24 protein-coding genes are annotated in these 26,979 nt (G+C 62.2%); 15 read left to right on the forward strand and 9 right to left on the reverse strand.

Annotated elements, in window-relative coordinates; genetic code table 11:
• Positions 1 to 166 precede the first annotated feature (166 nt).
• Both BFQ04_RS14445 and BFQ04_RS14450 read right to left on the reverse strand, forming a co-directional pair.
• Positions 167 to 1,063 carry a PA4780 family RIO1-like protein kinase gene (locus tag BFQ04_RS14445; RefSeq protein WP_065894635.1) on the reverse strand — a complete coding sequence of 299 codons (897 nt, stop codon included), beginning with the start codon at positions 1,061 to 1,063 and terminating at the stop codon, positions 167 to 169.
• 134 nt (positions 1,064 to 1,197) lie between these two features.
• Positions 1,198 to 2,475: an acetyl-CoA C-acetyltransferase gene (locus BFQ04_RS14450; RefSeq protein WP_065951410.1), complete on the reverse strand. Its 1,278-nt coding sequence runs from the start codon at positions 2,473 to 2,475 to the stop codon at positions 1,198 to 1,200.
• A 105-nt stretch (positions 2,476 to 2,580) separates the two neighbouring features.
• Between BFQ04_RS14450 and BFQ04_RS14455 the strand changes: the two genes are divergently transcribed.
• The 4 genes from BFQ04_RS14455 to BFQ04_RS14475 all read left to right on the forward strand — a co-directional run bounded on the left by BFQ04_RS14455 (position 2,581) and on the right by BFQ04_RS14475 (position 8,551).
• A complete protein-coding gene (locus tag BFQ04_RS14455) occupies positions 2,581 to 3,933 on the forward strand; it encodes a 3-oxoacyl-ACP reductase (protein ID WP_065951411.1) in 1,353 nt (450 codons plus the stop codon).
• Positions 3,934 to 3,935: 2 nt separating this feature from the next.
• The gene (locus tag BFQ04_RS14460) at positions 3,936 to 4,784 is read left to right on the forward strand and encodes a MaoC/PaaZ C-terminal domain-containing protein (protein ID WP_065951412.1); all 849 of its coding nucleotides are present in this window, start codon (positions 3,936 to 3,938) and stop codon (positions 4,782 to 4,784) included.
• Between the two features lie 301 nt (positions 4,785 to 5,085).
• A complete protein-coding gene (locus BFQ04_RS14470) occupies positions 5,086 to 6,747 on the forward strand; it encodes a collagen-like triple helix repeat-containing protein (RefSeq protein ID WP_083217988.1) in 1,662 nt (553 codons plus the stop codon).
• A 121-nt stretch (positions 6,748 to 6,868) separates the two neighbouring features.
• Positions 6,869 to 8,551, forward strand: a complete 1,683-nt coding sequence (locus tag BFQ04_RS14475; protein WP_065951415.1) for a ShlB/FhaC/HecB family hemolysin secretion/activation protein — start codon at positions 6,869 to 6,871, stop codon at positions 8,549 to 8,551.
• Positions 8,552 to 8,626: 75 nt separating this feature from the next.
• On the opposite strand, the gene BFQ04_RS14480 is transcribed toward BFQ04_RS14475, so the two are convergent.
• A complete protein-coding gene (locus BFQ04_RS14480; protein WP_065951564.1) occupies positions 8,627 to 9,040 on the reverse strand; it encodes a response regulator in 414 nt (137 codons plus the stop codon).
• Positions 9,041 to 9,071: 31 nt separating this feature from the next.
• A complete protein-coding gene (locus BFQ04_RS14485) occupies positions 9,072 to 9,263 on the reverse strand; it encodes a Flp family type IVb pilin (protein WP_065951416.1) in 192 nt (63 codons plus the stop codon).
• Positions 9,264 to 9,592: 329 nt separating this feature from the next.
• Here BFQ04_RS14485 and cpaB point away from each other — a divergent pair, with 329 nt between their 5' ends.
• The 8 genes from cpaB to BFQ04_RS14525 are packed head-to-tail and all read left to right on the forward strand — an operon-like array spanning position 9,593 to position 17,008.
• Positions 9,593 to 10,522, forward strand: a complete 930-nt coding sequence (gene cpaB, locus BFQ04_RS14490; RefSeq protein ID WP_065951417.1) for a Flp pilus assembly protein CpaB — start codon at positions 9,593 to 9,595, stop codon at positions 10,520 to 10,522.
• A 15-nt stretch (positions 10,523 to 10,537) separates the two neighbouring features.
• A complete protein-coding gene (locus tag BFQ04_RS14495) occupies positions 10,538 to 11,758 on the forward strand; it encodes a type II and III secretion system protein family protein (RefSeq protein WP_065951418.1) in 1,221 nt (406 codons plus the stop codon).
• Entirely contained in the window at positions 11,755 to 12,951 is a 1,197-nt protein-coding gene (locus tag BFQ04_RS14500; RefSeq protein WP_065951419.1) for a pilus assembly protein, read from the forward strand. Before BFQ04_RS14495 ends, BFQ04_RS14500 begins: the two co-directional genes overlap by 4 nt.
• Entirely contained in the window at positions 12,948 to 14,210 is a 1,263-nt protein-coding gene (locus tag BFQ04_RS14505) for a CpaF family protein (protein WP_065951420.1), read from the forward strand. Before BFQ04_RS14500 ends, BFQ04_RS14505 begins: the two co-directional genes overlap by 4 nt.
• Before the next feature lie 19 nt (positions 14,211 to 14,229).
• Positions 14,230 to 15,111 carry a type II secretion system F family protein gene (locus BFQ04_RS14510; RefSeq protein WP_065951421.1) on the forward strand — a complete coding sequence of 294 codons (882 nt, stop codon included), beginning with the start codon at positions 14,230 to 14,232 and terminating at the stop codon, positions 15,109 to 15,111.
• 1 nt (position 15,112) lies between these two features.
• Positions 15,113 to 16,006, forward strand: a complete 894-nt coding sequence (locus BFQ04_RS14515; RefSeq protein ID WP_083217989.1) for a type II secretion system F family protein — start codon at positions 15,113 to 15,115, stop codon at positions 16,004 to 16,006.
• A gap of 10 nt (positions 16,007 to 16,016) precedes the next feature.
• Positions 16,017 to 16,736, forward strand: coding sequence for a tetratricopeptide repeat protein (locus BFQ04_RS14520; RefSeq protein WP_065951422.1), 720 nt, complete (start codon positions 16,017 to 16,019; stop codon positions 16,734 to 16,736).
• Between the two features lie 2 nt (positions 16,737 to 16,738).
• Entirely contained in the window at positions 16,739 to 17,008 is a 270-nt protein-coding gene (locus BFQ04_RS14525; protein ID WP_065951423.1) for a DUF3613 domain-containing protein, read from the forward strand.
• Positions 17,009 to 17,132: 124 nt separating this feature from the next.
• Here BFQ04_RS14525 and BFQ04_RS14530 read toward each other — a convergent pair whose 3' ends face one another.
• The gene (locus BFQ04_RS14530) at positions 17,133 to 17,915 is read right to left on the reverse strand and encodes a response regulator transcription factor (RefSeq protein WP_065951424.1); all 783 of its coding nucleotides are present in this window, start codon (positions 17,913 to 17,915) and stop codon (positions 17,133 to 17,135) included.
• A gap of 125 nt (positions 17,916 to 18,040) precedes the next feature.
• Positions 18,041 to 18,514: a prepilin peptidase gene (locus BFQ04_RS14535; protein ID WP_083217990.1), complete on the reverse strand. Its 474-nt coding sequence runs from the start codon at positions 18,512 to 18,514 to the stop codon at positions 18,041 to 18,043.
• Between the two features lie 72 nt (positions 18,515 to 18,586).
• Between BFQ04_RS14535 and BFQ04_RS14540 the strand changes: the two genes are divergently transcribed.
• The gene (locus tag BFQ04_RS14540) at positions 18,587 to 19,027 is read left to right on the forward strand and encodes a TadE/TadG family type IV pilus assembly protein (RefSeq protein WP_065951425.1); all 441 of its coding nucleotides are present in this window, start codon (positions 18,587 to 18,589) and stop codon (positions 19,025 to 19,027) included.
• Entirely contained in the window at positions 19,024 to 21,756 is a 2,733-nt protein-coding gene (locus BFQ04_RS14545; RefSeq protein ID WP_065951426.1) for an ATP-binding protein, read from the forward strand. The genes BFQ04_RS14540 and BFQ04_RS14545 overlap by 4 nt, the downstream gene beginning before the upstream one ends.
• Here BFQ04_RS14545 and BFQ04_RS14550 read toward each other — a convergent pair.
• From BFQ04_RS14550 to BFQ04_RS14560, 3 genes are all read right to left on the reverse strand, one after another.
• Positions 21,753 to 23,738, reverse strand: coding sequence for a pilus assembly protein TadG-related protein (locus BFQ04_RS14550; RefSeq protein ID WP_065951427.1), 1,986 nt, complete (start codon positions 23,736 to 23,738; stop codon positions 21,753 to 21,755). The genes BFQ04_RS14545 and BFQ04_RS14550 overlap by 4 nt on opposite strands.
• Before the next feature lie 179 nt (positions 23,739 to 23,917).
• On the reverse strand, positions 23,918 to 24,721 hold the full coding sequence (locus tag BFQ04_RS14555; RefSeq protein ID WP_065951428.1) for an NAD(P)H-dependent oxidoreductase: 804 nt from the start codon (positions 24,719 to 24,721) through the stop codon (positions 23,918 to 23,920).
• Between the two features lie 2 nt (positions 24,722 to 24,723).
• Complete coding sequence (locus BFQ04_RS14560) at positions 24,724 to 25,641, reverse strand: DMT family transporter (RefSeq protein ID WP_218187763.1); 918 nt, start codon at positions 25,639 to 25,641, stop codon at positions 24,724 to 24,726.
• A 230-nt stretch (positions 25,642 to 25,871) separates the two neighbouring features.
• Between BFQ04_RS14560 and BFQ04_RS14565 the strand changes: the two genes are divergently transcribed.
• Positions 25,872 to 26,753, forward strand: a complete 882-nt coding sequence (locus tag BFQ04_RS14565; RefSeq protein WP_065951567.1) for a LysR substrate-binding domain-containing protein — start codon at positions 25,872 to 25,874, stop codon at positions 26,751 to 26,753.
• The last annotated feature ends 226 nt before the right edge of the window (positions 26,754 to 26,979 follow it).

A 26,979-nucleotide genomic window follows, 5' to 3' on the forward strand; every position in this document is an offset into this window, starting at 1 on the left:
AAGGAGCTGACTTCAGGCAAGTGCTGCACCTGACTGGCTGCACACAAAACCAATGTGGGAGGGGGCTTGCCCCCGATGCAGTGGTTCAGTCAACACATACAGTGACTGACACACCGCTATCGGGAGCAAGCCCCCTCCCACATTTTGATCTTCATCGACCCGAAGTTCACTGCATCCAGGGCGGCGGCGGTTCTTCTGCCGTCTTGGTCGATGGCGCATCATCCGCCGCGCGAATCGCTTGCTTGCGCTCTTCATCCAGCCGCGCCGCTTCAATCTCGCGGATCACACCGCCCACGTCCGCCAGTTCTTCCGGCTCGTCGAACTCACCGGTGAGGATACTGGCCGGGTGCAAGGTGCCGGCTTCGTACAACGCCCACATTTCCTTGGCGTACTTGGTCTTCTTCAGCTCCGGGGCAAAGCGCCCGAAGTAGGAGGCCATGTTGCCCACGTCCCGCTCCAGCATATTGAACGCATGATTGTTACCCGCCGCATCCACCGCCTGGGGCAGGTCGATGATCACAGGGCCCGTCGGCGTGAGCAGTACGTTGAACTCGGACAGGTCACCGTGCACCAGCCCGGTACACAGCATCAGCACAATCTGGGATATCAGGAAGGCGTGGTATTCGCGCGCCTGGTCCGGCTCCAGCGTCACGTCGTTCAGACGCGGCGCCGCATCGCCGTACTCGTCGGCCACCAGCTCCATCAACAGCACGCCTTCAAGAAAGTCGTACGGCTTGGGCACGCGAACGCCCGCCCCGGCCAGGCGGAACAACGCCGCCACTTCGGCGTTCTGCCAGGCATCTTCGGTTTCTTTCTTGCCGAACTTGGAGCCCTTGGCCATGGCCCGGGCCTGGCGGCTGTTACGGACCTTGCGGCCTTCCTGGTATTCGGACGCCTGACGAAAACTTCGTTTATTCGCCTCCTTGTAAACCTTGGCGCAACGCAATTCGTTGCCGCAGCGCACCACATAAACAGCTGCTTCTTTACCACTCATGAGTGGGCGCAGCACTTCGTCGACCAGACCGTCTTCGATCAGGGGTTCAATGCGTTTAGGAGTCTTCATCAGCTTTTATTGTGGGTCCTGTATTACCAAACACGCGTGTGGCACTCGTTATACGGCAATCGGCGCGCCGGTGGGAGAGGCTACCGACCTCTGGCCCTCGAAGAATGCGTTCAATAGGCCAATTTTTCTGACGCTCAGCGCTCGATAATCGCCGTCACGCCCTGGCCCCCCGCCGCGCAGATCGAAATCAAGCCACGCCCTTTGCCCGCCGCATCCAGCAACTTGGCCAGGTTGGCGACAATACGCCCACCGGTAGCAGCAAACGGATGCCCGGCGGCCAGTGAACTGCCCTTGACGTTGAGACGGCTGCGGTCGATGGCGCCCAGCGGCGCCTCCAGGCCCAGGCGCGTCCTGCAGTAATCGGCATCTTCCCAGGCCTTGAGTGTGCACAACACCTGGGCAGCGAACGCTTCGTGGATCTCGTAGTAGTCGAAGTCCTGCAACGTCAGGCCATTCCTGGCCAACAGACGCGGTACGGCGTACACCGGCGCCATCAGCAGGCCTTCGGCACCGTTGACGAAATCCACCGCCGCCGCTTCGCCATCGCGCAGGTACGCGAGGATCGGCAAACCGCGCTCCCTGGCCCATGCCTCGCTGCCCAACAGCACCAGCGATGCGCCATCGGTCAGCGGCGTGGAGTTGCCGGCGGTGAGCGTGCCTTTTTCACTGCGTTCGAACGCGGGCTTGAGCGCTGCGAGCTTTTCCAGGCTCAGGTCGGGGCGCAGGTTGTTGTCGCGGGTAAGGCCCAGAAACGGCGTGAGCAAATCGTTGTGCCAGCCTTCGGCGTAGGCAGCGGCCATTTTCTGGTGGCTCTCAAGTGCAAGCTGGTCCTGCTCGGCGCGAGGGATCTGCCAGGTCTGCGCCATCAGCTCGCAGTGCTGGCCCATGGACAACCCGGTGCGCGGTTCACCGTTGCGCGGCAGCTGCGGCTTGAGGTGATGCGGACGAAGTTGTAACAGGACTTTAAGCTTATCTGCCATGGACTTGCTGCGGTTGGCTTGCAGCAACAGCTTGCGCAAGCCTTCATTGACCCCAATCGGCGCATCGGAGGTGGTGTCCACCCCACCGGCAATGCCGCACTCGATCTGGCCCAGGGCAATCTTGTTGGCCACCAGCAAGGCCGCCTCCAGCCCGGTGCCGCAGGCTTGCTGCACGTCGTAGGCCGGGGTTTGCGGCGACAGGCGCGAGCCGAGCACGCATTCGCGGGTGAGATTGAAGTCGCGGGAATGCTTGAGCACCGCGCCCGCCGCCACCTCGCCGATGCGCAGGCCGTGCAGGTTGAAACGTTCGATCAGGCCTTCCAGGGCGGCGGTGAGCATCGCCTGGTTACTGGCGGTGGCGTATGGGCCATTGGAGCGGGCGAAGGGAATGCGATTACCGCCAATGATCGCCACACGGCGCAATTGAGTCATGGAAAGCTCCTTCTGTCTGTTATGGGCTAGATCACTGAGCCTAGTCGAACGCCTGCTACCCTGGGATGGTCAACCCTTTGAACCCCAGTCTTCGGAGAGCGTTCCATGTCTGACCGTTATATCGACTTCGCCAACTCCAGCCTCGGCCATCGCCTGGTCGCCGCCCTTGGCCTGCCGTCACCGGTGCGCCTGGAACGCTGGCAAGCCGGGCGCCTGCGCCCGGTGCAAGGTGCGCTGCTGCTGGGCGGTGGCGCGCTGGCGAGTAAAGTCTTGCCGTTTGCCAACAAACTCACCGATGCGCTGTACAGCTATGGCGCCCAAACGCTGGACGCGCCGGCGTGGATTCCCGGGCACGGTCCCAAACTCAAGGCCGTGGTGTTCGACGCCAGTACCTTGCAACACACCGACCAGCTCAAGCAACTGCGCGAATTTTTCCAGCCATTGCTGAAAAACCTCGATCACAGCGCACACCTGGTGATTCTTGGCCGGGCGCCGGAAAGCCTCAGCGACCCGTTCGCCGCCAGCGCCCAGCGCGCCCTGGAAGGGTTCAGCCGTTCCCTGGCCAAGGAGCTGCGCAGCGGCGGTGTGTTGCAGTTGCTGTACGTGGGCGAGGGTGCCGAAGACCAGCTGGAGGGCGCGTTGCGCTTTTTCCTGTCCCCCAAGAGCGCCTATATCTCAGGGCAAGTGATTCGCCTGGAGGCCTGCACCACGCCGGTCGAGGACTGGACGCGCCCGCTGGCCGGGCGCAGGGCGCTGGTGACCGGCGCCGCCCGTGGTATTGGCGCCTCCATCGCTGAAACCCTGGTGCGCGATGGCGCCGAGGTGATCCTGCTGGATGTGCCCCAAGCCAGGGCCGACCTCGACGCCCTGGCCGCACGCTTGAACGCCCGCACCCTCACGCTGGATATCTGCGCCGAGGACGCCGCCGCGCAGTTGATCGAACACGTGCCCGACGGCCTCGATATTCTGGTGCACAACGCCGGTATCACTCGCGACAAGACCCTGGCCAACATGACCCCGGAATACTGGGACGCCGTGCTGGCGGTCAATCTCAATGCGCCGCAGGTGCTGACCCAGGCGCTGCTCGACAGCGGCACCCTGCACGACAATGCCCGCGTGGTGCTGCTGGCCTCCATCAGTGGCGTCGCCGGCAATCGCGGGCAAACCAACTACGCCGCGAGCAAGGCCGGGCTGATCGGATTGGCCCAGGCATGGGCACCGCTGTTGAAAACCCGTGGGATCAGCATCAATGCCGTCGCACCCGGCTTTATCGAAACCCAGATGACCGCGCATATCCCGTTCGCCCTGCGCGAGGCCGGCCGGCGCATGAGCTCGCTGGGCCAGGGCGGCGTGCCGCAGGATGTGGCCGAAGCCGTGGCCTGGCTGAGTCAGCCGGGGTCGGGCGCCGTCAGCGGCCAGGCACTGCGGGTGTGCGGGCAAAGTCTTCTGGGAGCGTGACTATGCAATGGCAGACAGTGGACAGCACACCGTTTCTACCACCGCTGTACTGGCGCGCGGCACTCAAGCGCAAGATCACCGGCAGCGCACTGCCCGAACATGGCTTGCGTTGCCAGGTGCGCGTCGATCCCAAGGCTGTCGCGGCGTACCGCAAGGTCTGCGGGTTTGCCGACAGCCCGATGCTGCCGCCGACCTATCCGCATATCCTGGCGTTCGGCCTGCAGATGCAGCTGCTGACCGACAAGACCTTTGCATTCCCGTTGCTGGGGCTGATCCACTTGAGCAACCGCATTCGCGTGCATCGGCCCCTGGGCGGTGTGAGTGAGCTGACCGTCGGCGTGTATACGTGCAATCTCAAGCCCCACGCCAAGGGCGCGACCTTCGATGTGATGACCGTGGTCGAGGACGCCTTGGGGTTGCTCTGGGAAGCTGAAAGCACAATGTTATGCCGTGGTGTGAAGCTTGCGGGCGAGACCGTGGATCATGGGTTGTCTGTGCACGCCCCCCTCAGCGAGCTGACCCGTTGGAAAGCTCCCGCCGATATCGGCCGACGCTATGCCCGCGTGTCCGGCGATTACAACCCGATTCATCTCAGCGCACCGACGGCCAAGCTGTTCGGCTTCCCCCAGGCCATCGCTCACGGGCTGTGGAACAAGGCACGCACCCTGGCGGCGATGGGCGAGCAACTGCCGCTCGCCAATGTCGACATTGGAGTTCAATTCAAAAAACCCGTGCGCCTGCCCGGCGAAGTGATACTGATGACCAGTGGCGCCGGTTCAAGTGGCGAGTGGGTGTTGAACGGCGCAGGGGCTATTGAGCATATGCTCGGAAAGTGGCAACCGATTGCCTGAAGCGCACTGTTTAATTGTATATATACATCTTAAGTTATAGCGGACGCTACAGGGTCCGCTTTTTTACTTAACTCATTGAATAATATGAAATAAAATCTCTGAACTTATCGATTTTATATCGTTCGCATTAGCGCTTAAGCCGACTAAAACCTTATGTATATAAATCGTTAATACCAAGTTGAGCGTTGCGAGAAAACCGGCCCGGGTCTGTGATTAATCACACGGACAAACGTATCGCTAGCCGAAGAAACAGCGAACGTTTGAAACAACCAAGGTTGTACCAGGTGCAAGGAACTCAATCATGAAAACTCAAGTGGTGTTCTGGAAAGCAAGTACCGCACTGGTGGTGATTCTGGCAATGAGCCTCGGCGGCTGCAGCAGCGGTGGTGGCGGGCACAAATCAAGCGTGGCGGCGTCATCGCCGGATGCCGGCGCAGGTGCCGGTGGCGGTACGGGTGGTGGCACCGGCGACGGCACTGGCGGTGGGGCCGGTGGTGGCACTGGCGGCGGTACCGGTGGTGGTACAGGCGATGGCACTGGCAGTGGGACCGGTGGCGGTACAGGCGATGGTACTGGTGGTGGCACCGGCGGTGGTACTGGCGGCGGTACAGGCGGTGGCACTGGCGGTGGTACAGGCGGTGGCACTGGCGGCGGCACCGGTGGCGGCACCGGTGGCGGTACCGGTGGTGGCACTGGCGACGGCACTGGCGGCGGAACAGGTTCGACAGCCACCCCGCTCGTCACTGGCCAAATCGTCGGCACCCTCGGCACCACGGTGGGCAATGTAGGCGCAGCGGTGGGTGATCTCGGTTCGACCTTGAACGGTGTCCCCATTGTCGGCACGACGGCAGGCGGCCTGGTCACCTCGGCCGGCACCGCCGTCACCCGCATTGGCACGGGCGTCACCGATGGCCTGGGCTCCCTGGGCACCAACCGCAACTCGCTGGGCATCACTGTCGCGGGTGTCGGCAACGGCGTGTCCGATTTGGGCAGCGGCCTGTCGACCACCGGCAGATCGCTGTCGACCACCCTCGGCGGTGTCCCCGTTGTCGGCGGTTTGACAGGCGGCGTGGGCAGCGCAGCCGGTGGCGTGGTGGATAACGTGGGCACTACGGTGACCATGCTCGGCGATACCCTCAGCACCGCCAGCACCACCGGTCCATTGGGCTCCATGACCGGCACCCTGAACCGCAGAGTACTGGTGCCGGTGGTTTCGCTGGCGGAAAACACCACCGGCAACCTCGGCAATGCGACCGGTCTGGGTACACCTGTCAACGGCCTGGTGGACAGAGTGGGCGCCGCCGTCACTGGCCTCGGCACCCAGGTCGCCAGTACCGGCGGTACAGGCAACCCTGTGACCACTCTCGTCGCCAGCGTGCTGACGGGCGTAGGCGGCACGCTCGACACGTCCGGCGGCTATGTCGCGCCCACCGGCGGCGCCGCAGCCCCCGGTATACCGGAGCTGGCAGGTAGCCTGGTGAACAACGCAGGCACCGGCCTCAACGTCGGCAATACCAACGGCACCGTCAGTGCAGCCGGTGTGACCGGCGGCGCATTGGGCAACACCATTGCCTCGGTGGGCAGCGTACTGGGTGGCACGGGTGTCGCCAACACCGGCGCCACCGCCCCGGTCGCAACCGTGGCCACCAATGTCGGCGCAGCCTTGAACCCAGTGACATCCGGCGTCACGACACTGACGCAAAACATCGGCACCACCACCGGCGTCGGCGCTCCGGTCGATGGCCTGGTGACCCAAGTCGGCGGCGCCGTCAGCAGCCTGGGCACTAACCTGAGCACAGCCAGCGCCAACCCGGTCACCACGACCCTGGGCACCACCGTAACCGCCGTGGGCAATACGGTAGGCTCAGTGGGCGGCCTGGTCACAGGCGGCAACGGCGGCACCGGCGGCACTGCAGCAACCGGAGGCCTGGGCGGTTTGGTGAACGGCCTGACCGGCAGATAGAAAATGCACCTGGCCGATTAGACGGTCTCCCCCGCGGCGCCTACGCTTGGTTGAGACGAGAGACACGGAGTCAGTCTCTCGTCTTTTTGATGGGCTGCCGCAGTTGACCAAGGAGTGTCCCATGCGCGTGTTCACGCCGTTGTTCCTGCTGACCCTCAGTGCTTACGCCCAGGCCGAGACCCTTCCCAACTTCCTCAACAGCAACGACACCATCCGCACCTTGCCGGTACCCAACCTGCCCGCCGACGCCTATCGACCGGCCAAGCCGCACACCCAGGTGCCTGTAGCGCCGCCCACTGCCGGCCAGCCACTGTTGATGGACACCAGGGTGACCATCCGCAAATTGCAGATCGAAGGTGGCACGGTCTATCCGCTCACCGAGACGGCCCAGGTCTATGCACCACTGATTGGCCATGAGACCAATCTTGCGCAATTGATCGAAGCCACCCGGGGCATCACCCGTCGCTACCAGCAGGACGGCTACCTGTTGTCCTACGCGTTCCTGCCGCAACAGACCTTCGAAAACGGCCTGGTCCGCGTGGTGCTGGTGGAAGGCTACATCAAGGATTACCAGCAGACCGGCGACATCGGTGCGGTGTCGGTCTATGTCGACAAACTGGCGCAAAAACTCCTGGCCGAACGCCCACTCACGCGCAAGACCTTCGAGCGCTACACCACCCTGATGAGCCGCATCCCCGGCCTCACCGTACAGGCGCAAGTGCCGCCGCCGGGCACCACCGATGGCGCCACGCACATGCAGATCCAGGCCAGCCGAAAACCCTTCACCACCAGCATGAGCCTGGTGCAGAAAAGCCGTGGCGGCACCCAAGCGTTGCTCAGCGCCACCAGCAATGCGCAAACCTCCCTGGGCGAACAGCTGAGCCTCAGTGGCCTGTTCCCGCCAGGCGAGGACAAAGAGCATTACTACCGCGTGGACTACAACCAGTTCATCAATGCCGAGGGCACCCAATGGGCACTCGCCGCGGAGCGTTATCGCGCCGATCCCCACAGCCGTGTGCAACTGGACGGCGGCTTCGAACTCAAACCCCATCAGTCGATCGATCGCTACTCCATCGGCCTGAGCCACCCCTTCATTGCCTCGCCCACCGAGTCACTCACCCTGGGCACGCGCCTGTACGCGGTGGACCAGACCACTCGCTATAAACTGGTGGGCTACCCGCTGCGCTTCGATATCGAATCCAACCTGCGTGCCCTGGCGTTCGAGGGCGACTGGCGCAAGGCCGACGCGCGACAGCTGCGCATCCTCACCGGCGGCCTGTATCAAGGCATCGACGGTTTGGGCGCCAAGGCGCGCAGTGACCTGGACGTGGCCAAACCGGACCTCGACTTCTTCCGCCTGCGCCTGTCCGGCGTACAAAGCGACAAGTTCTTCGACAACTGGCAAGGCGTGCTTTCAGGCGCACTCTACTGGAGCGACAACACCCTGCCCGACAGCGAGCGCGCCACGTTTGGCGGGCAGAACTTCGGCCGTGGCTACCCCGACGACCAAGGCTCGGGCGACAAGGGATGGGGCGTGGCGTACGAGGTCAACTACAGTTTCAACCGGTCCGGCGACTGGGTGAAGGTGCTGCAACCCTATGTGGTGCTCGACCGCGCCAAGACCTGGTTCAACGACCTGCCGGTCAAGGCCAGCGACATGTCCTCGGCGGCAGTGGGTTTGCGCTTTGGCGATAACAAGTACTACAACATCGCCCTGGAAGCCGCCAAGCCGATGTCGGACATCGCTTTGGACAGCTTCAACCGACGTGCGCGGTATACGCTGAGCTTCAGTTATCAGCTCTGACGAGAGCCTCAAGCTCCAAGCCTCAAGCTCCAAGCCTTGAGCTGCAAGCGGGAATACGGGAAACCCACTTGCCGCTTAAGGCTTGAAGCTTGTAGCTGCTGTCAGGGGAAACAAACTGTTGAGCGTATCGATCAGCCGCATCAGATAGATGGGCTTGCGAAACAAGTCCAGTACCTGCAGGCGCAGCATATCGCTGACGTCGTCCATCTCGGCATGGCCAGACATCACGATAACCGGCAGGTGGGAACGCGAGGTGTGCTCGCGCAGGCGTTTGATCAAGGAGATACCGCTTTCCTCGGGCATGCGCAGGTCGGTGATGACCAGGGCGATATCGGGGTGCAGGGTGAGCTCCTGCAGGGCGAACGTCACGGAGGTGGCGGTAAAGCAAACGAAGCCCTCGTTCTCCAGCGACTCCGCCAGTTCAACGAGGGCATCTTCTTCGTCGTCCACCAACAGGATTTGCTGGCGGGGAGATACAGCAGCATTCATGGGCACGACCTGACCAATCAACAACGGGAACTCACGGAGTAATTGCTGTACCGATCCTGGTAAAGAAGGCAGTGATCTGTGGCCCCAGCGTTGTCCCGGCGGCGAGTATCACCAGCGCTACAATCGCCACAAGTATGAGGTATTCGATTGCTGTCGCGCCGTCTTTACGATGAAACAACAATTGGAGTTGAACGTAAAGCTTCATCAGCAGAGCAAGGAACATAACACTTCTCCTCAGGCGATTGGCGCCTTAATTCTGGTACCGCACGGTAATCGCGATGTGCCACTTCAGCATTGTCAACAAAGCCCGCCTTCACAACTGTAAGAACTGATTAGTCATAAAGTAATAGGTGCATTTCTGACCTCTTAAACAGGTGTTTTCAAAGGAATCGCCCTACATCCTGAAGAAATCTTTCTGCCAGTAATGGCATTTCGTCCTAGCTGAACTACCGTCAAATAGCGAAATAGTTAGTCACCGTTCATCGCTGCCAAGTTGCGAAATTTGCCTGTTGGATATGCGGGCCGTCGTGCAACAGGAAAAGGAGAGCCGTCATGAACACGCGTCTGAGCATGGTACTGGCCGGTGTGTTACTGGTCGGTGCGCTGTTTGCCGGTTACTGGGGATTGGTCCTCAGCCGTGAGCCCGCTCCGGCGCCGCCACCGCCACCAGCGGCTGCTCCCGTCGAACAAGCCGTTGCCGTGGTGGAGGACCAGACCCGTCAGTCGGTAGTCGTACTGGCCCACGATGTGCCCCCCTTCGTCCCCCTGGTTGCGGCTGATCTGAGCATCGAAAAACTGCGCACGGCACCGGCCGGCAGCATGAGCAGTGTCGACCAGGCCATCGGCCGTACACCGTGGCGCGCACTCAGCGCCGGCAGTTGGCTGAACGATGACAGCTTCACCCCCGGCGGGCCGCTGGCGCGCATGATCCGTGCGGATGAACGCGCCCTGGCGGTCGCCGTCGATGAAGTGATTGGCGCCGCCGGTCAATTGAGCCCTGGCGATTATGTGGACGCGCTGCTGTACCTGCGCCAGGACGCCGCCAACCTTGAACAATCGGCCCAAGTAGTGATCCCCGCCATGCGCCTGCTCAGTGTCGGCGACCAGATGGGCCTGACCAACGACGGCACCCCCGCCTCACCTCCCGCGCTCACCGCCGAACAGAAAGCCCAACGCCAGGCCCCCTCGCGCACGGTGGTGCTGGCCGTGCCCGAACAGCTGTTGAGCCGGTTGATGCTGGCCACCCAGGCCGGCACCTTGCGCCTGGCCGTGCGCAGCGCCGACGAACACTTGCTGAGCCGCTACTGGGCCGGCGAAGGCGATGCGCCGGGCAACCTGCAGAACGCTAACCGCGACCTTTATCAGTTCACGCAACTGGCCTTCGCCCAGGCCCCCAGGAAAGTGGCCCAGAGCAGCGCCCCACGCCGGGCCGGTGTCGAGGTGATCCGTGGCATTCAAGCAACCCAACAAACACCCGACTGAACAAGGATGCTGTGCATGAACCGACGTTTCATACCGGTGTTCACGCGGAAAATCGCCTGTGCCCTGTTGCTGTCGCAGCTGTCCATGAGCCTGGCCGTGGCCGCTGCGGGCAATTGCGCCAGCCTTGGACAACTGCCCGCCGCGTTGTCGGTCGGCGAGGGCCTGCAACAGCAATTGCAATCGCCGGTAGCGATCACGCGCCTGGCCATTGGCGATCCGAAAATCGCCGACGTTCATCTCAATGGCGACCGGGCCTTCCTGCTCACCGGCGTCGGCTCGGGCACCACCAGCCTGATGGTCTGGACCGCCTGCTCGACCACGCCACGCCAGAGCATGGTCTTCGTCAAGGGCAAGGCCAACACCGCCTTGACCAGCCTGTCGCTGTCGCCGGCCGATGATCCGCTGCTGCCCAGCCAGGTACAGACCGATATCCGCTTCGTCGAAGTCAGCCGTACCAAACTCAAGGAGGCAAGCACCAAGATCCTCGGCATCGGCAACAACTTTTTCCTGGGCAGCCCGAACTTGCTGTTCCCCACACCCAGCACCTTCAAACTGCCGGTGAGCGCGGACACCTTCAATATCGGCTTTGGCGGTGGTCGCGTCTCGGCGATGATCAACGCCCTGGAAAGCAGCGGCTTCGCCTACACCCTTGCCCGGCCAAGCCTGGTTGCCATGAGCGGGCAAAGCGCAACCTTTCTCGCCGGTGGGGAAATACCGGTGCCGGTGCCGAGCAGCGGCAGCGATAGCATCTCGATTGAATACAAGGAGTTCGGCATCCGTCTGACCCTCACCCCGACCGTGGTCGACCGAAATCGCATTTCCCTCAAGGTGGCGCCGGAGGTCAGCGAGCTGGATTACACCAACGCCGTGGTCATCGAAAATATCCGCGTGCCGGCCCTGACCATCCGCCGTACCGATACCAGCGTGTCCCTGGCCGACGGCGAAAGCTTTGTGATCAGCGGCCTGATCAGCAGCAACACCACCACCAACATCGGCAAGTTTCCCGGCCTGGGTGACATCCCGATCCTGGGAGCGTTCTTTCGCGATTCTTCGGTCAGGCGCGAAGACAAGGAGCTGCTGATGATCGTCACGCCGCACCTGGTGCAACCGCTGGCGGCCAATGCCCGGCTGCCGTCGTTGCCCGGTGAGAAAATGCGCAACTACGACCCGAACTGGTACCGCCTGTTCTTCCTGGAAAACGGCAATTTCGACCGTCTCAACGGGTTGTCTCAATGAGCGATAACCTGAGCCAGACGTTCCTGGCAATCACCCGCAACACCACCGACCTGGAGTGGCTGCAGGGCGCGCTGGCGCCCCTTGGCCAAGTGGTCAGCGCCGGCAGCGGCACCCTCGATGAATTGCTCGCCCTGGTCGATGTAACCTTCGCCAACCTGGTCTTCATAGGCCTTGACCGCGAGCACCTGGTGGCCCAGAGCGCGCTGATCGAGGGCGCGCTGGAAGCCAAGCCGATGCTGGCCATCGTCGCCCTCGGGGACGGCATGGACAACCAGTTGGTACTCAATGCCATGCGCGCCGGGGCGCGGGACTTCGTCGCCTACGGCTCGCGTTCCAGCGAAGTCGCAGGCCTTGTACGCCGCCTGAGCAAGCGCCTGCCCCCGGTCGCAACCAACACGCAACTGGGGGGCCTCTCGGTGCTCTACGGCACCCAGAGCAGTTCCGACGGCGCACTGCTCACCAGCCACTTGGCATTGGTGGTGCAAAAGAGCGGCCAGCAGACGTTGTTGCTCGACCTGGGCCTGCCACGCGGTGACAGCCTGGCGCTGCTGGGCCTGGAAAGCTCGTTCAACTTCGGCGATGCCTTGCGCCACCTGAGGCGACTGGACACCACCCTGATCAACAGCGCCTTTACCTCGGCCGAAGGCGGCCTGCGCATTCTCGCCTACGCGCCCAACGACGAGCCCCTGGAGCGCACCAGCGCCGCCGAGCTCTACATGCTGCTCAGTGCGCTGCGCCATCACTTCCAGCACATTGTGGTGAACCTTGCCGGCCAGCCGGACAGCGAGGCCCTGCGCACCTTTGTCAGCCATTGCGACAAACTGCTGTGGTACACCGATCAGAGCGTACTGGACTGCCGGCGCAACCTCGCCGTACTGAATCTGTGGCGCGAGAAAGGCATGAAGCTCGACCATGCCGGACTGCTGATTGATCGCTACATCAAAAGCTGTGCGCCGCACGCCGAAGCCTTGAGCAAAAGCTTCGGCCTGGAAGTGATTGCCGTGTTGCCACTGAGCCCGGAGGTCCGGCTGAACGCCAAGAACCAAGGGCAGACCCTGTTTGCCTTGACACCGCGCGAAGCCCTGACTCAGGCGCTCAAAACCCTGGGCGAGCGCCTGGCGAAACGTTCGCAAGACGCCAACCGGAAATCACCCAGCCGCTGGCTGGATCGCTTGTTGGGAGCCGATAAATGACCAGCGAAAAACTCTTCGGCGCCCCCGCACGGGGCCTGGGTGGCGCCACCGACCACGACGGCCTGAAACTGGTGCTGCACCGCTACATCATCGATGCCATCGAAGAGTCGGGGAAAAACCTGCTGGAAGGCTCGCGCCAATCCCTGGCGCAATTTGTCATCGACAAAGTCGCCGAGTACATCAACCGCATGCACCTGGCGATCTCGCGCTACGAGATGGAGCGCCTGGCCGAAGAAATCGTCGACGAACTGACCGGTTTCGGCCCGCTGGAAGTGCTGTTGCGCGACCCCTGCGTCACCGAAATCCTGGTCAATGGCCCGCACCGGGTGTTTATCGAGCGTGACGGTCTGCTGCACCAGAGCGACCTGCGCTTTATCGACGCGCACCATGTGGAACGTGTCATGCAACGCATCCTCGCGCCGCTGGGGCGGCGCCTGGATGAGTCGTCGCCGATGGTCGACGCACGCATGCCCGATGGTAGCCGGGTCAATGCGATCATCCCGCCGATTGCCCTGGACGGGCCGTGCCTGTCGATTCGAAAATTTCGCAAGGACATGCTCAAAAGCAGCGACCTGGTGGCCATGCAGACCATTGACCAGAACATTTTCGACTTCTTCCAGGAGGCCGTGGGCAAGCGCTGCAATATCCTCATCAGCGGCGGGACCGGCACCGGCAAAACCACGCTGCTGAATATTCTCAGCCAGTTGATCAACCCCCATGAACGCCTCGTCACCATCGAGGACGTAGCCGAATTGCAACTGGGCCATCCCCACGTGGTGCGCCTGGAAACCCGTCCGCCCAATGCCGAGGGCCATGGCGAGGTCAAGGCCAGCGACCTGATCCGCAACGCCCTGCGCATGCGCCCCGACCGCATCATCCTGGGCGAAATTCGCGGCGTGGAAGTGCTCGATGTCCTCACCGCGATGAACACCGGCCACGACGGTTCCATGAGCACCGTGCACGCCAACAATGCCGCCGATGCCCTGCTGCGCCTGGAAACCCTGGTGGGCCTGACCGGTCGCGTGGTCGCGGAAAAGACCCTGCGCCAGATGATCTGCGCGGCATTGGATGTGGTGGTCCAATTGACCCGCCTGCCGGACGGTCGTCGTTGCGTCAGCGAAGTGGTCGAGGTGGTGGGCATCCGCGAAGACGTGTACGTGACCAACACCCTGTTTCGCCATGACCGGCGCACCGGCTTCGGCTTCGTGCGCGAGGCGCTCAACCCGGCTGGCGAAAAACTGCGCCGCGAAGCGGTCTAGCCCTGGAGAGGAATCGAGCATGACAGGGGCCATCCTGCTACTCATCTGCGTGATGCTTATCGGCCTGTCGATCTGCTCATTCCAGAACGGCGTGCGCCGCGCCCGGACCGAACGCGTACTGGACCGCCTCGCCGAAGGCCAGCCGCAGCTCGTCGAAGAGAGCGTGTCCTGGAGCGGCGTGGAACGCATGTTCCTGCGCGCCGGCCTGGGCAAACCCAGTGACAGCCTGGGGCTGTGGCTGACCGCCTGGGGCCTGGGCGCGGTGCTGGGGTTGATGCTCGCCGGCTGGCTCGGCCTGCTGGTGATGCTGATGTTGCCTCCCGTGCTGCTGCGCCTGTACATCGCCTGGCGTTATCAACGCCGGATCAAGCGCATGATCGAACAATTGCCGCAGTTGCTCGACCACACCGTGCGCAGCCTCAAGGCCGGACGCACCCTGGCCGACGCAGTGCTGGGCGGTATCGAAGTGACCGAAGACCCGCTGAAAAAAGCCATGGGCCGAGTCCGGCGCAACGTGCAACTGGGCGTCAGCCTGCCGGAGTCCGCCCACGATTTCGCCGAATTCTACGAACGCGACGAGTTCCGCCTGTTCGCCCTGGGCTTGAAGGTCAATCACCGCTACGGCGGCAATGCCAGCGAGCTGCTGGAAAACCTGATCAAGATGATCCGCGAGCGCGAGCAAGCCGCGCGCCAGCTTCGCGCCCTGACCGGCGAAACCCGGGTCACCGCCTACGTGCTCACCGCGTTGCCCATCTCGATGGTGGGCTATTTCCTGGCGGTCAACCCGGCCTACCTGATGACCATGTGGAACGACGGCACCGGTCGCCTGCTGTTATTCGTCGCCCTGACCATGCAGGTGCTCGGTTGCTTCACCCTGTGGCGCATGTTGCGGAGCGTGTGAGATGGCCATTTCGTTGCTGATCAGCGCCATGTTGTTTCTGGCCGCCCTGGCGCTGGTGCTGGCCAACCTGATCAGACATCGGCGTGGTCAGCGCCTGGTTGCCCAGCGCCTGCAAGGCCGGATGGGCCGCGAACACCGCCTCGGTGCGATGATGCGGCAGTTGGGCAACAGCCCGCTCGCGCAACGTTCGGTCAGCCTGGACAACGAAACCCAGACGCTGCTCAACCGCGTGGGTTGGCGCAAAGCCAGCCAACGCTCGATGTTCGCTGCCTTCCAGATCGGCACGCCGGTGCTGCTGTTGATCGTGACCCTGATCACTCAGCAGGTGCTGGTGCCCAAGGGTGATTCGCCGTGGCTGGTGCCCCTGATCGCGCTCGGCATCGGCTACCTGTTGCCCAAGCGCATCCTGGCCAGCTTGGCCAAGACCCGTCAGCAGCGCATCTCCCAGGAAGTCTCGACGTTCATTCCACTGCTGCGCATCCTGTTCGAATCGGGCATGGCGGTCGAACAGGCGCTGCGTGTATTGAGCATCGACGCGCAACGCCTGCTGCCGGCGCTGACCCATGAATTGCGGCTGATCCTGAACCGGGTCGACTCCGGCCTTGAGCTCAGTGAAGAGCTGGGCAAGACCGCCAGGCTGCTGGCCGTGGATGAGTTCACCGACACCTGCATCATCCTCCAGCAACTGGTGCATCAGGGCGCCGGCGCGATGAAGTCGTTGCTGGCGCTCAAGCAATTGCTCGACGACCGACGCCTGACCCGCATCCAGGAATTTGTGTCGAAGATGTCGGCGAAGATGTCGGTGGTGATGATGGTGTTTCTGTTTCCCGCCTTGCTGATCGTGCTCGGGGGGCCGGCATTCATCGGCATCACCCGGGCCTTGAGTAACTTATGAGGAATGCTCGATGAAAGCCTTGATCGCCGGTTTGAGCCTGTTGCTGCTCGGTGGTTGCGCCACATATGGCCAAACCCCCTGGAGCGCCCTGACGGCCCCCGGCAGTTGCCCCAAGCCCGACGCCGAACAGACGCTGTCGTTGAACCTGGCCGATGAAATGGCCAACGACGGCAAACTGCACGCCAGCCTGGCCAACCTGCACACCCTGCCGGCCAGTTTGCCCCAGGTGCGCCTGCGCCAGGCCAAGGCGTATCGCTTGCTCGGGCGCAGCGCCGAGCCCCTGTACCGCAGCCTGCTCGGCACCTGCATGGCCGCCGAAGGCGAACACGGCCTGGGGCAAATGGCAGTGGCCAAAGGCGACAACAGCCTGGCCATGGCCCATTTGCAGCGCGCGGCGCGGCTGGCGCCCACCGACGAGAAAATCCGCAATGACCTGGGCGTGGTGTACCTCAACCAACTGCGCCTGGAAGACGCCCGTTTTGAATTCATGACCGCCATGGAGCTCAAGCAGAGCGACCCGCTGGCGGCCATCAACCTGGTGACGCTGCTGATCTATCAAGACAACTGGAAGCAGGCCGCGCAGGTGGTCAGCCAGACAGGCCTGGACCCCGAACAAGTCACCCAGGCCCAGGCCCGCGCCGAGAAACTCAAGGCCTCAAGCGCCCCGGCCGTCAAGGCCAAGCGGCAGATCGCCACGGTCAGTGAAGCCAACAGCAACCCGAGGAATTGACGATGAAACTGCCCTGTCTCGCCAGCCTGGCCGCGCTGGCCCTGCCCCTCAGCGTCATGGCCATCGAGCCTGGCCCCTCTTCCCCGCAGCAGGCCGCCACGGAAAACTGGCTGGCGTTGCAGGTCAGTGGCCAAGCGGCATCAACCACGCCACAGGCAGCCTCCGCCACCGAACGCGACCTGGCCGCGCAGCGCTGGCTGGAAAGCTTCAAGCATGAGATTCCGGAGTTCTTCGAGCAGAAAATCGGCGGCGAAACGGAGGGCGGCAACTGAGCAATGCAGGAGCGAGCTTGCTCGCGAAAAACGTCAACGATAACGCGTGCTTTCTGAATGAACGCGGCGCCTGTGAGTTTTTCGCGAGCAAGCTCGCTCCTACATCATCATCGACCGTCGTTTTTCAGTGCGCCGTCACCCGCTGGCGCATCGCCGAGTTGGTAGGCGACAACGCCAAGGCCAACTGCGTGCGGTTGTGCATATGCGTCAGCCGCAGCACCTGTGACACATACAGTTTGACGGTGTTCTCGGTGATGCCCAGTTCGCAGGCGATCTGATAGTTGGTCTGGCCCTTTCCGACCAGCCTGGCCACGTCCCACTGGCGCGGTGACAGCTGGTTGAAAATCGCGGGGATTTCGACCGGGCCCGTATCTTGCGTCGAGGCCTCTTCACCGTCCGGGCCAGCCGGACTGCGGCGCACTTTATCGAGGTCCTGGTACAGGTCGTTGATGGTTTCGGAGAGAAATTGCAGCTTCTGGTTCAGGTTGCCCAGTTGCAGGTCTTTCCTGCGCTCTTGCAACGCCGCTTCCTGGCGCTGCACGCCTTCGAGCAATTCATCCAGATTGATCGGCTTCTGGTAGTAGTCCGCAATCCCGGCGCGCAGGGCCTTGATTACGTCCTGTTTGTCGGCGCGCCCGGTCAGCATGATCGACTCAAACACCCGCTGCCTGCCGGCAATCTTTTGCAGAGCCTGGACCAACTCGATGCCGTCCATGTCCGGCATATGCAGATCACACAACACCAGGCCGATGTCGCTGTCTTCGCCAAAGCGCTGCAAGGCTTGCTCACTGGACTCACAGGGGACACAACGGAACCCGCTGCTTTCAAGAAATTCACACAGCTCTTCCACGATCAGCGGCTGATCGTCGACCACGAGCACTTTTACCGCAGAGGTAAGCTTGTTCACGCGCTACTCCATGCCTGGCAAGCCAAAGATTGAACCATCCTTAACCACGAAAATTCCTGTACAACGTTTTAGTAAACGTAGACGTACTTCCCGACTCTGTACATAGCGTCAAACCGCTGCGACGCTCAACGGCCCCAGAACCACACAAGGGCAAATCCCACCAGCAGGAAGGGGGCAAACGGCAGTTTTTTTGACGGTTCGGCTGCCAGGTGCCCGAGGCAATCTGTAAGCCTTTGACTCATAAGCGGCCAGAGCTTTGGCGCCAGCAAAAGCCAGAGCACACTCGCCCCGGCAGCGCCAATAAACGCGCCCAATACATACTCGGCATCCGACACCAATGCCAAGGCCGCGAGCAGCTTCACATCCCCGGCGCCGAGACGGCCCAGGGCGTAACCCGGCAAGGTCAACAGCAGCGCCAGGACAAACGCCCACAGGCCTTGGCCGACTGAGGCACCGAGCCAGGTGCTGCCGGTCCAGAACAGGTAGATCCCCGCCAGCAACGCAACCCCCAGCGTCAGACGGTTGGCGAGCAATCGCTGCCGCATGTCCTGCACGGCACACACCATCAACCACAACAGCACCACCACACTCTGGATCACGTAAAAAACCTGCCTTTTCGCCGATTGATTCTATGCTGATATCAAGTAGTAGCCGTCAGGGTAGACGCGGTGATGAAAACTAGCCTCCCCCACCAGCAGAAAGGCACGGCCGCGATCGAGTTCGTGGCCGTCTTCGTGATTTTTTTCGCGGTGTTCTATGGCATGGTCAGCTATAGCCTGCCGCTGCTGTTACTGCAGTCGTTCAACCAGGCTACCGCCGAAGCGGTGCGCCTTAGCGTGGGGCTCGACCCGGCGATGCAGGGCTACAGCACCGCCGTGCAAACCACCGCCAGAAGCGCAGTCACCGACCGCCTGCGGTGGATCCCCAGCGCCTTTAATTTCAATGCAGCGACACACGTCAACACCACGTTCGTGGGTGGCCTGCTGTCGGTGCAGATCAACTATCCCTCTGCCAATCTGCACGCGGTAATGCCCTTCATTGTGCTGCCCGGCATTGGCAGCGTGCCGCGATTGCCGGTGACGCTGCAGGCCCAGTCGAGCCTGCAGTTTTGACCTCGGGGGACAAACTGCTCGGGCGTCTGCTTGGCCGTGGCCGCGCGCTGGCGATCGCGCCTGCTGCGCCGCCTTCGGCCGGTTTGCAGGTGCAACTGGATGCGCAAGGCCAGGTGCTCGGTATCAGCGGCACACTGCGCTCACAGCTGGCGCCCCATGCCGAGGCGGCGCCGCTGCGCGCCTTGCTGCGCGCCCATAGCGCGCTGGCGGTGGAGGGCGTTCCCGCCGACTGGCAGCGCCATAGCCTTGACCTGGATTTCCAGGGCATCGACGGGCAGGTGCTGCACACCCGTGGCACCCTCGAGCCGCACGACTCTGGGTGGCGGCTGCACGCGGTGGATATCGGCGATCTGCTCAACGGCCGCCGATTGGCCGAGCAGCGTGAACAGAATCAGCATGTGACCAGCCAGGTCAGCGAGCAATTGCGCGTGTGCAGCCTCAGCCGATTGCCCGATGTATTCAACGAACAATTGTGCAGCGTGGCGCAGCGCTGGCGAATCCCGTGTATCGCCCTGGCGCTGCATGCTCAAGAGGACCAGGGCTGGGTGATCTACAGCCAGTACGCCTACCATGACGCGCCGCTGTTCTGGCACACCGGGCAGCGCCTCGGGACGTGCCTGGACGGCCTCGAAGGCACCGCCCCCTTGAGCCTGCAAACCCTCTACGGTCGCGGTGAACACCCGCGCTTGCACAGCGTGTTCGGCAATGCCGACGGTTTCCTGGTGCCCTACCGCGATGGCCAGGGCGTCGCCGCGTGGCTGCTGTGCGCAGCCTTCAGCGGTGAAGCCGACACACGCGAGCGCGACTGGCTGAACCTCGCCGCCGCCCTCGCCGCCCCGCTGCTCAGCCGTCTGCGTGAACAGCACCACCATCTGCAACTGGAACGCCAGGAAGCCCTGCAGGGCTTGCTGGGCACCGGCTGGTGGGAATTGCTGCCCGCCAACGGCGAGATCCAGCTCGCGGCGCAATTGATGCGCAACCTGGGCTGCGAAGAAAGCCCTGCCCGCCTAGTCCTGGAAACCTGGCTGAACCTCATCCACCCCGCCGATCGCCAGGAACTGCACAGCCGCCTGCGCGACTTGCAGACCCTCGGCAAACCCTTGCTCGCCAGCGTGCGCCTGAACCGTGGCGACAGCGACCAGCCACCCACCTGGTACCGCGTGCAGGGCCAGGTTCTGGGCGCCGGTGAGCAGCGCCGCTGGATTGGCTTCATGCTCGACATCAGCGACATCAAGAACCAGCAACTGCAAGCCGATGCCGCCCACGCCCGCCTGGACAACCTGATCGCCAGCTCGCCGGCGGTGATCTATGTGCAACGCTACGTGAAAGGCGCCCTGCAGCCGGTGTTTTTCAGCGACAGCCTGCTGCCGCTGCTGGGCCGCACGCTCGCCGAATGCAGCCACGACAGCCTGGTGCAATGGGTCCACCCGGATGACCGCGACCTGTACTTCCAGCGTACGCGCCAACTGCTGCGCGAAGGCAGTGTGCGCAGCCGCTACCGGGTCCAGGATAAACACGGCGACTACCACTGGCTGCTCGACGAAGCCAAGTTGCTGCGCGACGACCTCGGCCTGCCGGTGGAGGCGGTCGGCCTGTGGCTGGACGTCACCGAGGCCACGCTGGCGGCGCAACAGGTCAAGGACAGCGAGGAGCGCTACCGCATCCTCGTGGAAGACTCCCCGGCGATGATCTGCCGCTACCGTCCGGACCTGACCCTGACCTTTGGCAACACCCCCCTGGCCAACTACCTGGAGTGCCTGCCCGGCCAATTGCCGGGGCTGAACCTGGGGCACTGGTTATCGGCCGAGCAACGCGCGGCGTTTGTGCAGCGCATCGAGCAACTGACGCCGGAGTTTCCCGTGAGCACCGCGGAGATCAGCCTGCAACTGCCGGGGCGCGAGCACGCCTGGTGGGTGTGGTCGGACCGTGGTGTGTTCGACGAGCACGGCAATCTGCTCGAAGTGCAGGCCGTGGGCCGCGACAACACCGAAGTGCGGCGCTCCCAGCAGCAACTGACGCAAAGCGCGAAAATGGCCACCCTCGGCGAAATGGCCACCGGCCTGGCCCATGAGATCAACCAGCCGCTGAACGTGATGCGCATGGCCATCGTCAACGTACTCAAGCGCCTGGGCAATGGCGACGTGCAGATCGACTACCTGACGGAGAAACTCCAGCGCATTGACGCGCAGGTACAACGCGCGGCGCGGGTGGTGGACCACATGCGCGTATTCGGCCGCCGCTCGGAAGTCGAGCAGCAGCCCTTCGACCCGGCGCAGGCGGTGGAAGGCACCCTGTCACTGCTCAGCGAAGGCCTGCGCGGCAAAGGCGTGGAGATCAAACTGACCCAGGCGGATATTGCGGTGCAGGTCACAGGCTACGCCGACCAGCTGGAGCAAGTGCTGATCAACCTGATGGTCAATGCCCGCGATGCGCTGTTGGGCTTGAAGGAAAAACAACCGGACCTGCGCCCATGGATCGCCGTACAGACCGAACACGACAGCCGCCACGTGCGCATCTGGGTCGAAGATAACGGCGGCGGCATTGACCCGCGTTTGCTGGAGCGCATCTTCGAGCCGTTCTTCACCACCAAGCCGATTGGCGTGGGGACCGGGCTGGGCCTGTCGGTCAGCTATGGCATCGTTGAAAACATGGGCGGACGCCTCAGCGTCAGCAACGGCGAACACGGCGCGCGGTTCTGCGTGGAACTGCCCAGGGCCACCGACGCTTAAATCACCAGATACGCCTCGCCGGCCTGGCCGCAGCTCAGGTTGGCGCCCACAGTCACGCTCGCCAGGTTGATGCCCAAGCTGCTCAACAGGTTGTTGAGGATCGGATTGAGCAACGGGCCCAGGGCGTTATTCAACACTGGCGTGAGGAGCGCGCTGACGCCGCTGAGCAGCGACACTGTGCTTGCGATCACGCCCCCCAAGGGGTTGCTCCCTACCGGTTGATAAGCGGTAATGCCGACGCCATTGAGGGCGGCGGAAAGGCCGCTCACCACGTTGGTGGCTGGCGTGGCCGTTTGATAGCTGGGGGCAAGCCCTACATCAGCGGGCATGGCAAATGGCGTGGTGCTGGAAAACACCAGGTTCTGGTTACTGTTGCTGCCCACGATCGGGCTTTGCACCTTGATCCCGACGCCGCCCCCCGCAAACGGAATGCGAGGTCCGCAACTGCCGATGCCGAGGATCTTATGGCACGTCTTGATACCGAAATCGATCAGGGCCAACGGCGCCACGGTCATCGGCTGTGTAGAGGAAAACGCATTGGTGATATTACCCACGTTCAGCGATGCCGCCGAGGTGGTGGTGTAGGCCGTCAAGCTCTTGGTGCCCGCGCCTCCCGCCGGGCAGCTATAGGCGGTGACATAGCTGCTGGCGCCGCCGGCATCCAGCACGATCTGCAGCGGCAGGTTGCCCGGCAGTGCCAGCACGTCCAACTGTTGGCAACCGGCGCCCAACAGGCAAAGCGTCGAGTTGATGGTGGTCACCAGGTTCAAGCTCAACAGGCTGCTGATGACCGGTGTCAGTGGCCCCACCAGGTCATTCACCGCTGTGGTCAAACCGGACAGGCTGCCGAGCACCGGCAAACTCACGGTTATCTGCGTGCGCAGTTGGGCGGTGCGCACATAAATTTTATTCGGGCCCAACGGGTTGGCCGCCGCCAGCATCGGATTGCCGATGGCCGATAACTGCGGCGGCTCCATGACTTTGATCTGAGTGGTGATATTGGCCAGACCCAACAGGCTCACGGGCAGTGTCACCGCCGCCGCGCTCTGGTTGCCGGCCAGTTGCACCACGCCTTGAACCAGTTGAAAGAGTTGCAGATCGGCATTGAGCGCGGCGGCGGTGATGCCCGTCTGCAATTGCAGGATTTTGCCCAGTGTGAGCGGCAATGGATTGTTGATCGTCGCCCCTTTGATAGCGCCCAGCGCGGTGACTGCATCCAGCGTCAACGGGTCGCTGCCCAGCACGGTGATTGCCGCCTGAACCAATTGCGAGGCGCTCACCGTGGTGCTTAACAGTTGGGTGTAGTCGCCGGCGGTGACATGCAGGTCGACGGCCAATTGATCAAGGTAACTGAGCATATTGATATCGCTGTTGAGCAGGCCGTTCCAGCCGAGCACAGAAACATTGACCCCACCACCGAGCAGCCCGCTGAACACCGCGTTCAGCATGCTGGCACTGGCGGTATCAACGTTGACCAACGTGCTCCTGATGCTCAACTGCGCGATCGGCGGGGTGGGTTTGGCCGCCACTGCCGTCGCGCTCAATCGGGTATCGAGGCTGACCGAGTTACCCGACATCATCGACCAGATGCCACCGGCCACGCTGGTGGGGACGGTTTTGCCGACCACCACCTCAATGGCTGACGACAGCGCCGGGTTGGCAGCGAACACCCGTCGGCCGGAAGCCGCAGTGGTTACCGCACCGCAGCGGGTGACCAGGGTATTACCGTTACCCACGACAAAGTGATTGCGTGCCACGCTTTGCGCCGCATACGCCGCCGCGCTCAAACCCGCCGCACAGGTGCCGTTGCGGCTGACCGCTTCCAGCGCTGCCGTGTCCGCCACTCCCTGCAGCCGGCGCTTCTCCAGGTAAAGCCGTCCGCTGTCCACAGCCAGCAAGGTAAACGCCAGCACCAGCGCCAACACACCAACGGCCATCAGGCCGATAGCGCCACGTTGCTTGCCATGAAATCGGGGAGACATCGAGCACTCCTGTGCCGGCGAGTCGCCGAGCGCTTACTCTCCTGAGGGTATGGATGAGTGTAGACAAGAGTGGCGGCTGGCAATGGTCGAATGTGGAAGAGGGTTTGAACGGGTGCAGTCATTTCGGACATTCTCTTCGGTTCTCACGCCGCCAGCTTTTCTGCCGCTTCCTGCCGACGTCAGGTTGTGGACTTTGGATGCCCTGAAAAACGGGATGCAGCCTGTTCAAAACGTTGTTGTGCACGGGGGTTCCACTGCACACCCGAGCGGGCCTCAATCCCGGGTTTGAGTTGCTGGTTGTCGTCATAGTCTTCACGAGGGTGAAAAAACAGCGGCTGCACCGCTTCCAGGTTGCGCAAGTAGTCGGCATATGAATTCAGATAGTGCTGACGTTCGTCAGCGCTGAGCTGCGCCGGCGCCCATGCAGCAAACGGGGGAAGCACGGTGAATCCGGTATAGGCCAGAATGCCGTTATGGATAGGCCAGAGTATGTGATGCAAGTCGCCATCAATGCCCGCAGGTGTGTAAAGACTGCTTGCGGTGCCCGTGGTGAGACAAAGCATGGCCTTCTTTCCCTTGAGAAGTCCCGATCCATACTTGTGCCCTGATGAGTATGCGAACCCCCGGCTCAACACCCGGTCTACCCAGCCCTTGAGAATGGCGGGCATCGAAAACCACCACACAGGAAACTGAAAAATCACCAGGTCAGCCCACATGACCTTCGATTGCTCAGCCTTGACGTCGTCGGTGTGGGAATCGTTTGCAACCGCATGTTCTTGCTCGCGGGAAAGATCGAGATAGTCAGGATCGGCGCGATTATCGGGGAAGTCATCGATACCCAGCTCAGCCTTCCAATTCATCGCGTAGAGATCGCTCACCTGAACCTGGTGACCGAGTTCGCGCAGCGTTTTGACAGCTTCGTTCTTTAAAGCAGCGTTGAAAGAGCGTGGTTCCGGGTGCGCCAACACGATTAACGTTTTCATGACTACATCTTCTCCTTGGGATTTTTGGATGTTGGGTAACTGTCGCCCCGAGTCTGTCCCACCGCTTTGCTGAGGTTCACCACGAGCAGGCCGACAATCGTCAGGCTTGCGCCCAGCAAAAATCCGAAGCTCGTCTGCTCTGCGAGCCACAGATAACCCATCAGTACGCCAAACAGCGGACTCATGAAGGCCAGCACTCCAAGGCGAGCCGCGAGGTAGCGACGAAGCATCCAGAACCAGATCAAGTAGCTTGCTACTGACACGATTAATGTCTGGAACACCAGGCTGGCCACTGCACCGTTTGAAAAGGTCATTGAGCTTTGGCCCGCTAGCAGGCTCAACGGCAGCAGAAGGAGAAAGGCACCTGCCAGTTGGTAAAACAGGGTCTGGGTTGCGGGAGCTTCACTCAGGCGACTGGTACGCACCGCTACCGTCGTAAATCCCCACGTGGCGCCCGCGCACAAGCCCAGCAGGTCACCCAGGAGACTGTTGGCGTTGGTGGTTTGAATGGCTGACCCAGCGCGTGGCATGAGAAAGGTGATGGCAATCCCTGCGAACGCCAGAGACATACCCAACCACTGAATCGCGCCAAGACGCTCCTCCGGCAAACGCAGGTGCAGACCAATGGCGGCGAACAAGGGAGCCGTATAGAGAAAAACCGCCATATGCGAAGCACTAGTCCAGCGTAACCCTTGCGCGATGAACAGAAATTCACCCGCGAACAGAACAGCCACGACCATTCCGGAGCGGTACCAGACGCCTGTCAACCACACCTCCCGCATGAGCCATTTTCCGATTAGCCAGACCAGGGCTGCAGCGACTCCGGAACGAACAGCGACTTGCATCACAGGTGCTATGTCACCAGCAACGGCCTTCATTGCCACCTGCTGGGCACCCCAAATAAGACACAGCAGCACCATGATCGCCGTGGCAGCGCCATCTACTGACTTCCTCACTTATTGGCACCTTTTATCATTGATAGAGACAACCATTTATTCCTCACTTGGCCTGCCAGACAGCCGACCACCCGTTGCCCCATCAGCAGCTGCAACAGGATTCGTTGTGCGCTGTGGTGGAATTCGATTGTGGGAAAGTACGCAAGCCGCTACAAATCATGTGTTTTCAGTCTATAAGAGAGAAAAACTACGCCATGAGAGCTGATACGCCCCTCAGGGCCATCGCTTGCTTTGACGCGGTCATGCGCACCGGCAGTGTCAGCCTTGCTGCAAGCCAACTGTTCGTTACGCCGGGAGCGGTAGGGCAACAGATCCGCAAGCTGGAAGACTGGCTGGGAACGCCCCTGTTTGTACGCAGTGTGCGCAGGCTGCAGCCAACGGCTCAAGCGCTGAGCTACTGGGAGCAGGTAAAGCCAGCTCTTCGCCAGCTGGAGACCGCCAACCTGGCCGTCCGGGGTCTTCGAGACAGGCAGGTACGGTTAAGCCTGCCGCCGGCGTTCGCCAGTTCCTGGTTCGCCAAGCGAATGCCATTGTTCACGGAGCGTCATCCAGAGGTGCAACTGCACCTGAGCGCCTCCACCGATACCGTGGATTTCAATGACGCTACCTGCGACCTGGCGGTGCGGCATTTCGATGGATATGGCAGTGATGTGGACGCAGAACTGCTCTTGCCGGACGAGGTGAGGGTCTATTCCAGCCCGGCTTACCGCGAACGGCTCCAGTTGCACAGCCTTGATTGTTTGCCGGGAGCAACCTTGCTCTATACGACGTCCCATGCTCACTGGTCTCAATGGCTATCATCGGTCGGTATCTCCCCCGATAGCTTCTCCAGCAGCCTCAAATTCGATCAGTCTGAGCTGGCCATCGACGCGGCGCGCCGCAATCAGGGTCTAGTGCTCACCAGCCCATGGCTGGTGGAAGAAGACGTACAACGAGGCCTTCTCGTACCGGTCTTTGACGCTATACTGAAGACTGGCAAGGGCTATTATTTGGTGCAGGCCAAGGATGTGGTGCTAGGTGAGGCAGCCCAGTTGCTGCGCCGCTGGCTTTGCGACGTAGCGCAGCATTCGGCCTGATCAAACCTGATGGCAGGCTGCCATCAGGCATAGATATCACACAACGCTGCAGCGCCCAAACGTAACCACGATGCGAAGCGAGCCGCTCTTGATCCTGATCTTGATCTTGACCTTGATCTGGCTTTTGATCTCAGGCGCCCCGTTAAACCACGCTGGCCGAACGCAGGCTTGAATCCGTGGGTAACCCGGCAGGACGCCGGGTTAGCCGCCCCGCGCCATGGATGGC

Origin of the sequence: Pseudomonas sp. 37 R 15 (genome assembly GCF_900004865.1) — a bacterium.
In the GTDB taxonomy this organism is placed as follows: Bacteria; Pseudomonadota; Gammaproteobacteria; order Pseudomonadales; family Pseudomonadaceae; genus Aquipseudomonas; species Aquipseudomonas fluorescens_AM.